This is a genomic window from Pseudomonas sp. A0308, assembly GCF_044218815.1.
Taxonomy (GTDB): Bacteria; Pseudomonadota; Gammaproteobacteria; order Pseudomonadales; family Pseudomonadaceae; genus Aquipseudomonas; species Aquipseudomonas iridis.
In genome coordinates, this window is record NZ_CP162581.1 from 3913555 (window position 1) to 3925527 (window position 11973).

Annotated in this window: 8 protein-coding genes; all 8 read right to left on the reverse strand. The window is 60.4% G+C overall.

Features of this window, described 5'->3' with window-relative positions:
• Positions 1–107: 107 nt before the first annotated feature.
• Positions 108–1286 carry an NAD(P)/FAD-dependent oxidoreductase gene (locus AB4P92_RS18065; protein ID WP_261736684.1) on the reverse strand — a complete coding sequence of 393 codons (1179 nt, stop codon included), beginning with the start codon at positions 1284–1286 and terminating at the stop codon, positions 108–110.
• Between the two features lie 142 nt (positions 1287–1428).
• A complete protein-coding gene (gene dbpA / locus AB4P92_RS18070; protein ID WP_230679722.1) occupies positions 1429–2766 on the reverse strand; it encodes an ATP-dependent RNA helicase DbpA in 1338 nt (445 codons plus the stop codon).
• A 128-nt stretch (positions 2767–2894) separates the two neighbouring features.
• A complete protein-coding gene (gene mdtD / locus AB4P92_RS18075; protein WP_042561480.1) occupies positions 2895–4322 on the reverse strand; it encodes a multidrug transporter subunit MdtD in 1428 nt (475 codons plus the stop codon).
• A gap of 150 nt (positions 4323–4472) precedes the next feature.
• On the reverse strand, positions 4473–5810 hold the full coding sequence (locus AB4P92_RS18080) for a TldD/PmbA family protein (protein WP_395597957.1): 1338 nt from the start codon (positions 5808–5810) through the stop codon (positions 4473–4475).
• Entirely contained in the window at positions 5810–7252 is a 1443-nt protein-coding gene (locus AB4P92_RS18085; RefSeq protein WP_042561478.1) for a TldD/PmbA family protein, read from the reverse strand. The genes AB4P92_RS18080 and AB4P92_RS18085 overlap by 1 nt, the downstream gene beginning before the upstream one ends.
• Positions 7253–7531: 279 nt before the next feature.
• A complete protein-coding gene (gene betA, locus AB4P92_RS18090; RefSeq protein WP_200617174.1) occupies positions 7532–9235 on the reverse strand; it encodes a choline dehydrogenase in 1704 nt (567 codons plus the stop codon).
• A 137-nt stretch (positions 9236–9372) separates the two neighbouring features.
• Positions 9373–10845, reverse strand: coding sequence for a betaine-aldehyde dehydrogenase (gene betB / locus AB4P92_RS18095; protein WP_042561477.1), 1473 nt, complete (start codon positions 10843–10845; stop codon positions 9373–9375).
• A gap of 108 nt (positions 10846–10953) precedes the next feature.
• Positions 10954–11547, reverse strand: coding sequence for a transcriptional regulator BetI (betI, locus tag AB4P92_RS18100; protein WP_042561476.1), 594 nt, complete (start codon positions 11545–11547; stop codon positions 10954–10956).
• Positions 11548–11973: the final 426 nt, after the last annotated feature.

The window sequence follows — 11973 nt, forward strand, 5'->3', positions numbered from 1 at the left end:
TGCCAGCGATGGCTGCCTGACAGTCAACAATGATGTTGGATGTGCCGGCCTCATCGCTGGCAAGCCAGCTCCCACAGGGATTGCATTTCACATTTGAAAGACGTGGGTCAAACGTACTGCGCAGCCGCGTAACCCGAGGCCCAGGCCCACTGAAAGTTGAAACCGCCCAAATGCCCGGTGACGTCGAGCACTTCGCCGACAAAATACAGGCCCGGGCTTTTCAGCGATTCCATGGTCTTGGACGACACTTCGCGCGTGTCCACACCACCCAGTGTCACTTCGGCCGTGCGATAACCTTCGGTGCCGGCCGGCACCACTTTCCAGCTGCCCAGCTTCTCGGCGATCTCAGCCAGCTCCGCATGGGTGTACTGCTTCATCGGCTTTGACACGAACCAGTTATCCGCCAGCAGATTGGCCATCTTCTTGGTGAAGATCTCACCGAGCAGCGTTTTCAGCTCGCTGTTCGGACGCTCGGCCACTTGCTGTTGCAGCCAGCTGGCGGCGTCGTGATCCGGCAGCAGGTTGATCTCCACCGTGTCGCCGGATTCCCAGAACGAGGAGATCTGCAAAATCGCCGGGCCGCTGAGGCCGCGGTGAGTGAACAGGATGTTCTCGCGAAAACTCTGATCGTTGCAGCTGACCAGGCAATCCACCGACGTACCGGACAACTCTGTGCACAGTTCCTTGAGCTGATCGGTGATGGTGAACGGCACCAGCCCGGCGCGGGTCGGCAGCAGTTCGTGACCGAACTGTTTGGCGACCTGGTAGCCGAAACCGGTGGCGCCCAACGTCGGGATCGACAGGCCGCCGGTGGCGATCACCAGCGACTGGCACTGGATCTGGCCGAGGGTGGTTTCGAGCAGGTAACCGCTTTCGACTTTTTCGATCGTCTGGATCGAGGTGTCGAGGTGCAGCTCGACGCCGACCTGATCACATTCGGTGAGGAGCATTTCGAGGATGTCGCTGGATTTGTTATCGCAGAACAGCTGACCGAGCTTCTTCTCGTGATACGGCACCGCGTGCTTGCCGACCATGCCGATGAAATCCCACTGGGTGTAGCGCGCCAGTGCGGATTTGCAGAAGTGCGCGTTCTGCGAGAGGAAATTGCTCGGTTCGGTGTACATGTTGGTGAAATTGCAGCGGCCACCGCCCGACATCAGGATTTTCTTGCCGGCCTTGTTCGCATGGTCGAGCAGCAATACCTGACGGCCGCGCCCGGCGGTGGTCAGTGCACACATCAAACCCGCGGCGCCAGCGCCAATGATCACGACTTCGGTAGAGCGCAAAACGGTGTCCTCTGAAAATGTCACCACAAAACCAATTGTGGGAGCGAGCCTGCTCGCGAAAACGGTATGCCATTCAACATTGATGTTGGCTGACAGATTGCCTTCGCGAGCAGGCTCGCTCCCACAGGGGAGTACGTTGTTTTTACAGGATACGCACGCGCAGCGAACGGCCCTTGATCTTGCCGTCGTTGAGGCGCTGCAAGGCTTGCATGGCCACGGTACGTTCCACGGCCACATACGCCTGGAAGTCGAAGATCGCGATTTTGCCGACCTGTGCGCCCGGAATGCCGGCGTCGCCAGTCAATGCGCCAAGAATGTCGCCCGGACGCACTTTGTCTTTACGGCCGGCACCGATGCACAGGGTGGTCATCGGCGGCTGCAGCGGAGCAAGGCCCTGGGACTTGAGGTTGTCTACCTGATCCCAGTTCAGCGGCGACTTTTGCAGTTGCTCGATGGCTTGTGCGCGGTGCGCTTCGCTCGGTGCCACCAGGCTGATGGCAATGCCTTTCTCGCCCGCACGACCGGTACGGCCAACGCGGTGAATGTGGATTTCCGAATCGCGCGCCAGTTCGACGTTGATCACCATGTCCAGCGCATCAATGTCCAGACCACGGGCGGCAACGTCGGTGGCAACCAGTACCGAAGTACTGCGGTTGGCGAACATCGCCAGCACCTGGTCGCGGTCACGTTGTTCCAGATCACCGTGCAGGCCGACGGCGGAGATGCCTTTGGCCGTCAGGTGGTCAACGGTTTCCTGCACTTGCTGCTTGGTGAAGCAGAACGCCACGCAGGATGCCGGACGGAAGTGGTGCAGGACCTTGGTCACCGCGCTCATGCGCTCTTCCGGGGAAATCTCGTAGAAGCGCTGCTCGATCTGGGTGTCATCGTGGAACGCTTCGGCTTTCACCGTTTGCGGATCGCGCATGAACTTCGACGCAAGCTGCTTGATGCCCACCGGGTAGGTTGCCGAGAACAGCAAGGTCTGACGACGCTCAGGGGTCTTGACGATGATGTCTTCGATGGCGTCGTAGAAACCCATGTCGAGCATGCGGTCGGCTTCGTCGAGGATCAGCGTGTTCAGGCCATCGAGTACCAGCGAACCTTTTCGCAAGTGCTGCTGGATGCGTCCCGGGGTGCCGACGATGATGTGCGCGCCGTGTTCCAGCGAAGCAATCTGCGGGCCGAACGACACGCCGCCGCACAGGGTCAGGACCTTGATGTTGTCTTCAGCACGGGCCAGGCGACGGATTTCCTTGGCCACCTGGTCGGCCAACTCGCGCGTCGGGCAGATCACCAGCGCCTGGCAACCGAAGTAGCGCGGGTTGATCGGGTTGAGCAGGCCGATGCCGAACGCAGCGGTCTTGCCGCTGCCGGTCTTGGCCTGGGCAATCAGGTCCATCCCCTTGAGGATCACCGGCAAGCTCTGCGCCTGGATCGGCGTCATCTGCGCATAACCGAGTGATTCGAGGTTAGCCAGCATGGCAGCGGACAGCGGCAGAGTGTTAAAAGCGGTGGCGATGGTGGTCACGGGACGGGCCTGCAAAACAAAATGTCGCGCAGTGTAGCAGCCCCGTGCCACTTTTCTCGAAAGTTCTGGACGAACAGCGCTTAATGTTCGATGTGTTCTTCCGGCCTTTTGGCGCGCCTTCCGTCTTCTTTCGACAGTTGCGAGAAAATCGTCGCGGCGAGCATCGCCATGATCCCGACGGTCACGAAGGTCAACTGGAATGCGCCCAGCACCGTCTCGACACCGTCGTTGCCGACCTCGGCGGTAAACCCGCCCAACAAGGCACCGGCGCAGGCGACCCCCAGACTCAGCGACAACTGCGCGACCACCGACAGCAAACTGTTGCCGCTGCTGGCACTGGCGTCGTCGAGGTCGATCAGGGTCACGGTGTTCATCGCGGTGAATTGCAGCGAGTTGATCGCGCCGAGAACCGCCAGCAGGCACAGCAGCAGCCAGTACGGCGTCTGTTCGCTGACCAGGCCCATGCTGGCCAGCATGATCCCCAGCAGCAGCGTGTTGCCGGTGAGAACGATGCGATAGCCGAGGCGTTCGATCAGCGGTCGCGCGACCCACTTGGCGATCATCGCTGCAGCGGCCAGTGGCAACATGCTCATCCCCGCTTGCGACGGTGAGTAACCCAGCGCCACTTGCAGCAGCAACGGCACCAGAAACGGCAGGGCGCCGCTGCCCAGACGGGCGAACAGGTTGCCGAGAATGCCGACGGCAAACGTGCGGGTCTTGAAGAGCGACGGGGAGAACAACGGGTTTTCGATATGCCCGGCGCGCAGCCAGTACGCGGCCAGACAGGCGAAGCCACCGAACAGCAGCAACATCACGCGCAAGTGCGGCAGATGCAATTCGCCGAGCCCCTCCATGGCGATGGTGATCAGAATCATCGCTGCGCCAAACAACAGGAAACCGAGGCTGTCGAAACGCGTGCGTTCGGTGCCGCGCAGGTCGGGGATGAATTTCCACACCGCGTAGCAGCCGATGACGCCCACCGGAAGGTTGATCAGGAAGATCCAGTGCCACGTCAGGTATTCGACCATCCAGCCGCCCATGGTCGGACCGAGCAGCGGACCGAGTAATCCGGGAATGGTGATGAACCCCATGATCCGCACCAGCTCGGAACGCGGATAAGCGCGCAAGACCACCAGTCGCCCGACCGGCAACATCAATGCACCGCCCAGGCCCTGAATCACCCGGGCGCCGATCAGCATGCTCAGGGTGCTCGACAGTGCACAGAGCAGCGAGCCGATGCTGAACAGCAGGATCGCGCCGAAGAAGATTTTCTTGGTGCCGAAACGGTCGGCGATCCAGCCGGAAGCGGGGATCAGCAGGGCCACGGTGAGCATGTAGGCGATGACCACGCCCTGCATGCGCAAGGGGTCTTCGGCCAGGTCGCGGGCCATGGCCGGCAGGGCGGTGTTGAGGATGGTCCCGTCGAGGGACTGCATGAAGAACGCAATGGCGACGACCCACGGCAACCAGCGTGCGGTGATGGCGTCGAGAGGCGGGCGGTCGGGCATGGGACCTCTTGTCGTTAGGGCTAATGCATACTCAGAGTCGAGTGCAGTCAAGTGGGAGCGAGCCTGCTCGCGAAAGCGGTAGATCATTCAACATCAATGTTGAATGAAATGGCCTCTTCGCGAGCAGGCTCGCTCCCACAGGTTTTGTGTTTACAGGGTGAGCGTAAGTCGGCTCACCAACGCCCCCGGCAGCAATGCTGACGACGTATTGCGCTGGCTATACGTGCTCGCCGACAGCAGCAACTCCCGCTCGGCCGTCAACGCTTCCAGCTGCGAACCCAGCAGGCTGTAAGCGCTGTCGTCGAATCGCATGGTGCTGACCGGCGCCTGAATCTCGCCGTTTTCGACCCAGAATGTCGCGAAGCGCGTCATGCCGGTCATGCGTGCCGCCGGTTGATCCGAGAAGTTCAGGTACCACAGGTTGCTGATGTACAGCCCGGTGCCCAACTGCTTGAGGATTTGCGCTTGTGGCAAATCCCCGGCGGCCATGTTCAGCGCACTGGGTGATTCACCACCGCTGGCACCGTTGGCCGTCAGACCATACTCGGCCGCGCTGCGCGAACCGACCAACTGATCTCCAGCTTTGCCCTCGATGATCAGGCGCAAATCACTGCGCGGATAACCCTCGCCGGAAAACGCCGGACTCAGCGAGTCGCTGACTTTTTCATCCAGTGATACCAGCGGACTGAAAGCCTGATCGCCGACATACAGTTTTTGCAACGGGCTGCTTTTGCTGGCAATCGACTGCGCGGAGAAGCCGCCCCAGCTCAGCATGCCCATGATTTCTTCCAGCGCGGCTGGCGCCAGATAAGCGCGGTATTGTCCTGGCGGCAAGGTGCGCAGTGGGCGACCGAGAAACTCCAGTTGTTCGCGAGCCTGCCGGAAGCGCTTGGCGAAGTCTTCGCTGCTCCAGTCGTGCCCGGCGTAGCTGGCTTTCACCGCTTCACCATTTTCGTGGAACAGGCTGAAGTCGAAATTGAAGCTGTTGGCCTGATGCCAGCCAAACGCGCCTGAGGAACTGGCGAAACCACGGCTGATCGGGCCTGCGGCATAGAAGCCAACCAGATCCAGACCTTCAGCGGCGGCGCAGATTTCGTCGACCACGTGCTCGGTATCCGGCAGCGGATGATCCTGCACTTTACTGCTCTGCCAGCCATTGTGGTTGAGCAGCAGATACGGATCCTGCGGCAGCAGCGGCAGGGTTTCGCGCAGTTGTTGCAGGCCTTCGGCCAGCCGCTGCAAATCGCCTTCCTGATCGCCGGACAGGGTGACTTGCAGGTCGGCGTGGCGACCATCGTTGATCAGTTTCAGGACGATGTTGGCTTGCTGCACCTGCCCGGCCTGGCGCACCTTGGCGTGATTGAAACGCACGAACGCCGAAGATTCAGCGGCGTAGCTGAGGGTGAACTGTTCCGGCTCGCGGACGCTGTCGCGCAGCCAATTGACCATGTCCTTGAAGGCGTCGGACTGACTCTTCGAAATGCTCATCAGGCGTCTCCCCCAAATACATCAACGTTGCTGAATACGCAGGCCGGCGAAGCGTGGCCGACGCGGATCACCTGGTTCGGTTCGCCCTTGCCGCAGTTCGGCGTGCCGAGCACCTTGACGGTGTTGGCATCGCCGACGGCGCGCAGGCTTTTCCAGAAGTGCGCGGAAATCGCCCGATAGTTGGGGTTTTTCACCACGCCTTTGAGTTCGCCGTTTTCGATCAACTGGCCCCATTCACAGCCGAACTGGAATTTGTTGCGCGCATCGTCAATCGACCATGAGCGGTTGGTGCTCATCAGGATGCCGTTTTCGATGCTTTCGATGAGTTTGTTCAGCGGCTGATCGCCCGGCTCGATGTTGAGGTTGGCCATACGATCGATCGGTGGACGGTTCCAGCCGCAGGCGCGGCTGTTGGCGACGCCGTCCATCCCGGCACGGAACTGCGACAGCGCACCGCCGAGTGGGCGCAGCAGCAGGCCATCACGAATCAGGAATTGTTTGCTGGCTTTGGTGCCGTCGTCGTCATGGCCGTAGCTGGCGAGTTCTTCGGGGATGCCCGGATCGAACGTCACGTTGAGCAGTTTCGAGCCGTATTGCAGGCTGCCGAAGTCAGATGCTTTGACGAAGCTGGTACCGGCGTAATTACGTTCATCGCCGAGGATGCGGTCGAGCTCCAGCGGGTGACCGATGGATTCGTGGATTTGCAGCATCATCTGGTCAGGCATCAACAGCAGGTCGCGCGGGCCTTGTGGAGTGTTTGGCGCGAGCAACAGTTGCAGCGCCTGATCGGCGACCAGCGGACCGGCACCGATCAGCCCGCAACGGCTGATCACGTCTGCGCCACCCTGTTGGCCGAAGTTTTCGCGGCCGAGGCTGCGAGTCTGGCTGTCGTTGCCGTCGTAGGCGGTGACGTCGAGGCTTGGGTAGACGAAGCGCTGGGCCTGGCGCAATTCGGCGCCAGCGCTGCTCAGGTAGATCTGTTCGACATGGGTGATGCCAATGCTGACTTCCCAATTCACCAGGCGCTCATCCTTTGGCACCGAGGCGGATTCCGCGCCGAGCAGCTCAAAGCATTCGCTCAGGGACGGGAAGGGTTGTTCGAGATTGGGCGAAAAGTAATCCGCGCGGTCGCTGGAAACCGCTTGATCGCGCAGGTCGAGCAAGGCGTGGGGCTTGAGCCGCCGGGCCTGCTGTTCGGCGCGCTCAAGGGCGGCTTGCAGGCCCCGTTGCGAGAGGTCATTGGTCGCAGCGTAGGCTTCGACGCCGTTGACCCGCACCGTGAGCATCGCACCTTCGTCGCGGCTCAGACTCGGCGGCTCGGCAACGTTCTTGCGCACCGACAGGTATTGGCCGGACTCGCGTACATACCGCAGGGAAAAGAACTCGGCGCCCGTGCGCAAGGCAGCGAAGCGCTGCTTGAGCTGGGGGTGGAAATCGAACATTCGGGAACCTCCTTGTTAGGGGGAAGCGGTAAAGCGACGGCGGGGAGGGGTGAAACGATTGCGCGAGGCCTAGAGTAGGCCTGCGTGGGGGTAGGATCAAGTGAAGAGGGGGTGTAGGAGGTTTTACTGTGCAGCGGGAGAATTTGTGCTGAATGTGAGGGCCCCATCGCTGGCAAGCCAGGCTCCCACAGGTTTTTTGCTGAACACAATAGGTGTGAACGACGCAAAACCCTGTGGGAGCTGGCTTGCCAGCGATTAGCCGTGACGCGGTATCAAGTATTACTGAGCAACAGGCGTGATATCACGCATCGCCTTGCCCTTTACCGGCGCATCGCCCGCTACGTAGTAGTCGGCGGTGCTGCGCGGCAGTGGCTTGCGGCCACGGATCTTGTCGGCGATTTTCTCGGCGATCATGATCGTCGGCGCGTTCAGGTTGCCGGTGGTGATGATCGGCATGATCGACGCATCGACCACCCGCAGACCCTGCATGCCATGCACGCGGCCTTCGCCATCGACCACAGCCATCTCGTCGGTGCCCATCTTGCACGAGCAGGACGGGTGGAACGCGGTTTCGGCGTGTTCGCGGATGAACTTGTCCAGCTGCTCATCGGTTTGCACGTCGATACCCGGGCTGATTTCACGGCCACGGTATTGATCCAGCGCTGGCTGTTGCATGATTTCACGGGTCAGGCGGATGCCGTCACGGAACTCCTGCCAGTCTTGCTCGGTGGCCATGTAGTTGAACAGGATGCTCGGGTGCTGACGCGGATCCTTGGACTTCACCTGGATGCGGCCACGGCTCGGCGAACGCATGGAACCCATGTGCGCCTGGAAACCGTGCTCTTTCACACCGTTGCTGCCGTTGTAGTTAATCGCTACCGGCAGGAAGTGGTACTGGATGTTCGGCCATTCGAATTCCGGACGCGAACGGATGAAGCCGCCGGCCTCGAACTGGTTGCTGGCGCCGATGCCGGTGCCGTTGAACAGCCACTCGGCACCGATGGCCGGCTGGTTGTACCAGAGCAGCGACGGGTACAGCGAAACCGGTTGGGTGCACGCATATTGCAGGTAAAGCTCAAGGTGATCCTGCAGGTTTTCACCGACGCCCGGCAGATCGTGTACGACCGGGATGTCGAGGCTTTCCAGCAGTTTTGCCGGGCCTACGCCGGAACGCTGCAGAACCTGTGGCGAGGCGATGGCGCCGGAGCACAGCAGGACTTCCTTGCGGGCTTTGGCTTCAACGCGCTCTTCAGCGTCGCCAACCAGATAACGCACGCCGATGGCACGCTTGCCTTCGAACAGGATCTTGTCGGTCAGGGCGTGGGTGACGATGGTCAGGGTCGAACGCTTTTTAGCGATATCGAGGTAACCACGGGCGGTGGAAGCACGGCGGCCGTTCGGCGTTACAGTGCGGTCCATCGGGCCGAAGCCTTCCTGCTGATAACCGTTCAAGTCTTCGGTACGCGGGTAACCGGCCTGCACGCCTGCTTCAACCATCGCGTGGAACAGCGGGTTGTTGCCAGCCTTTGGCGTGGTCACGCTGACCGGGCCATCGCCACCGTGGTAATCGTTCGGGCCGATGTCACGGGTTTCCGCTTTGCGGAAATACGGCAGGCAGTTCAGGTAATCCCAATCTTCAAGGCCCGGCAGCTTGGCCCAGTTGTCGTAGTCCATCGCGTTGCCGCGGATGTAGCACATGCCGTTGATCAGCGAAGAGCCGCCGAGGCCTTTGCCGCGACCGCATTCCATCCGGCGACCGTCCATGTGTGGCTCTGGATCGGTTTCGTAAGCCCAGTTGTAGCGACGACCTTGCAGCGGGAACGCCAGTGCGGCCGGCATTTGCGTACGGAAGTCGAGACGATAATCCGGCCCGCCTGCTTCGAGCAGCAGAACGGTGACGCCTTCGTCTTCAGTCAGACGGGTCGCAAGTGTGTTACCTGCAGAGCCGGCCCCTATGATGATGTAGTCGTATTCTGTAGTCATAAATTCTCCTGGGGGAGCTACAAGTCACAAGCTTCAAGCTGCAAGAAAAAGCAGCGAGCTGTGTCTTCGAAATCGGGGGAGGGCGGCAAGCCCAAACTGCTTTTACTTGCAGCTTAAAGCTTGCCGCTTGTGGCTCCTCAGAACACTGAGGCGTAATCGCCCAGTTCGACTTGCACGGACTTGATGCGCGTGAAGTTGTTGAGAGAGCTGATCCCGTTTTCACGGCCAACACCCGACTGCTTGTAACCGCCAACCGGCATTTTTGCGTCGGACTCGCCCCAGGCGTTGATCCAGCAGATACCGGCTTCGAGCTGATGAATCACGCGGTGCGCGCGGTTCAGGTCTTTGGTAACGACACCGGCGGCCAGGCCGAAGTCAGTGTCGTTGGCACGGCGGATCACTTCTTCTTCGGTCTCGTAAGACAGGATCGCCATGACCGGGCCAAAGATTTCTTCACGAACGATGGTCATGTCGTCGGTGCAGTCGGTGAACACGGTCGGCGCCACGAACGCGCCTTTGGCGAATTCGCCGTCGGTCAGACGCTCGCCGCCGCACAGGACGCGGGCACCTTGTTCTTTACCCTTGGCGATGTAGCCCAGCACGCTTTCCATGTGCGCGAAGCTCACCAGCGGACCGAAGTTGGTGTTTTCGTCTTCCGGGTTGCCGATGCGGATGCGCGCAACGCGCTCAACGATCTTGGCTTCGAACGCAGCTTTCAGGTGGCTCGGCACGAACACGCGAGTACCGTTGGTGCAGACCTGACCCGAGCTGTAGAAGTTGGCCATCATCGCGGTGTCGGCGGCGCGATCGAGGTCGGCGTCGTCGAAGATGATCAGCGGCGACTTGCCGCCCAGTTCCATGGTCACGTCTTTCAGCGACGATGCCGAAGCGCTGGCCATGACTTTCTTGCCGGTGTCGGTGCCGCCGGTGAAGGAGATTTTCTCGATGCGCGGGTGCTCGGTCAGCCAGGTGCCGACTTCACGGCCGCTGCCGGTCAGGACGTTGAACACGCCATCCGGAACGCCGGCTGCGGTGTAGATTTCAGCCAGTTTCAGGGTGGTCAGCGAGGTGACTTCGCTTGGCTTGAAGATCATCGCGTTACCGGCGGCCAGCGCTGGAGCGGATTTCCACAGAGCGATCTGGATCGGGTAGTTCCACGCGCCGATACCGGCGACAACGCCCAGCGGCTCGCGACGGGTGTAAACGAATGCGGTGTCACGCAGCGGGATCTGCTCGCCTTCGATGGCGGGTACCAGGCCTGCGTAGTATTCCAGCACGTCAGCGCCGGTAACGATGTCGACGTACTTGGTTTCGGAGAAGGCTTTACCGGTGTCCAGGGTTTCCAGAGCAGCCAGTTCATCGTTGCGCTCGCGCAGGATGTCGACGGCACGACGCAGGATGCGCGAACGCTCCATGGCGGTCATCGCGGCCCAGATTTTCTGGCCCTTTTCGGCGCTGACCACAGCGCGCTCGACGTCTTCCTTGGTCGCACGTTGTACTTGTGCGAGGACTTCACCGGTTGCCGGGTTGATGGCTTCGAAGGTGGCGTCGCTGGAGGCGTCGGAGTAAGCGCCATCGATGTAGAGTTTTTGCAGTTCGAAACGGGCCATAGTGTCCTCGCAAGTGCATAAGTGGTTGGCGTTGGTCACCGGGTGAGCCATGTAGCTGTGGCATCGCTGATCGGTGACAGTTCAGGGGCCGAGCTTTTTTCGAGTGCTCTAGCTCACCTGCTTGGCCAATTGGAAATCCATGTATTCGTAAGCGATCTGTTGCGCCTGCGCTGTGTCGAAAGCGTCTCCCGACAGCGCGCCGCGCAACCACAACCCGTCAATGAGGGCTGCCAGACCGCGGGCGGCGCTGCGCGCATCTTCGAGCGGCAACACACGGCGGAACTGGCAGCACAGGTTGGAATACAAGCGGTGATCGTTGATCCGCTGCAACCTGTGCAAAGACGGCTGGTGCATGCTGGTGGCCCAAAAGGCCAACCAGGTTTTCATTGCCGGGCCATTGACCTGGCTGGCGTCGAAGTTGCCTTCGATGATCACCTGCAGATGCGCCCGTGGGCTGTCATCTGCCAACGCCTGACGACGTGCGGTGACACTCTCGCTGAGGGCGGTCATCAGATACCGCATCGTGGCGGCAATCAGGCCATTCTTGTCCTGAAAATAGTGACTGATGATGCCATTCGAGACACCGGCCAAACGGGCGATCAGCGCAATGCTGGCGTCCCCCATTCCGACCTGATCGACCGCCTGCAAAGTGGCTTCGATCAGTTGTTGGCGGCGGATGGGTTGCATACCGACCTTGGGCATCTTGCACATCTCCTTAGGCCTTCCGACGGGCGAATAACGCTTATCGGATTGAGGGCCAGTCTATTTTGTTTTGATTGAACGTTCAATCAACAAAGAATAAGATCTGCGACAAATCGTCGCTGCCTACAGCTTTTTCCTACGTGTAAGTGGCGATAAAACCGACATCCGAAAATGCTCGAAACCTGTATGGGGCATGGCGCGGTTCGCTATTCGAAGGACGTGTTGAAAGGGCAAGACGCTCAGGGCCAGGTTTCGGATGAACGTCCGTACATCTTCGGCCACGGTAGCGATTCGCAGCGCCATTTCGGCAGGTTCAGGCTTTTTTCGGGGTGTCTTTATATCACCCGCCGGTCGGCTGCCAACTAACCGATTGGTCGGGTTCCGTGTTGCCTTGTGTTCTTCTCTCGCACTGCCTGGAGCATTTGT

Bases quoted from the DNA above. Each gene is read 5' to 3' on its own strand.
- AB4P92_RS18085 (WP_042561478.1), bottom strand. From the start codon at position 7,252: ATGTTCGATTTCCACCCCCAGCTCAAGCAGCGCTTCGCTGCCTTGCGC.
- betI (WP_042561476.1), bottom strand. From the start codon at position 11,547: ATGCCCAAGGTCGGTATGCAACCCATCCGCCGCCAACAACTGATCGAA.
- mdtD (WP_042561480.1), bottom strand. From the start codon at position 4,322: ATGCCCGACCGCCCGCCTCTCGACGCCATCACCGCACGCTGGTTGCCG.
- dbpA (WP_230679722.1), bottom strand. From the start codon at position 2,766: ATGCTGGCTAACCTCGAATCACTCGGTTATGCGCAGATGACGCCGATC.
- betB (WP_042561477.1), bottom strand. From the start codon at position 10,845: ATGGCCCGTTTCGAACTGCAAAAACTCTACATCGATGGCGCTTACTCC.
- betA (WP_200617174.1), bottom strand. From the start codon at position 9,235: ATGACTACAGAATACGACTACATCATCATAGGGGCCGGCTCTGCAGGT.
- AB4P92_RS18080 (WP_395597957.1), bottom strand. From the start codon at position 5,810: ATGAGCATTTCGAAGAGTCAGTCCGACGCCTTCAAGGACATGGTCAAT.